The following is a 260-nucleotide window of genomic DNA, read 5'->3' on the forward strand; positions in this document are numbered from 1 at the left end:
GTTCTCGGGCGAGCCGAGATAGTCGAAGAACCGGGGCCGTCCGGCGGGCACGAAGGCCGAGAGGTAGACGATCTCGTTGACGAGTTCGGGTGCGCGCTCGACAGCCAGTGACGCCGGGCCGCCGCCCGCGCTGTGCGCGACGAGCACGACGCGACGATGGCGGCGGGCTTGGCGCAGCGTGTCCAGCACGGCCTCGGCGCTGTCCTCCATCGTCACGGTGGCGAGCGCGGACTTCTCGGTCAGCAGGCCCGGCTGGCCCG

The 260-nt window shown here is 72.3% G+C and carries 1 protein-coding gene; it reads right to left on the minus strand.

Going from position 1 to position 260, the window contains the following annotated elements; all coding sequences use genetic code 11:
* Positions 1–260: alpha/beta fold hydrolase (locus OO52_RS45835; protein WP_030659568.1), on the minus strand; the 260-nt coding region annotated here is incomplete at both ends.

It is taken from the genome of Streptomyces flaveolus, from assembly GCF_000716535.1.
Classification (GTDB): domain Bacteria; phylum Actinomycetota; class Actinomycetes; order Streptomycetales; family Streptomycetaceae; genus Streptomyces; species Streptomyces flaveolus_A.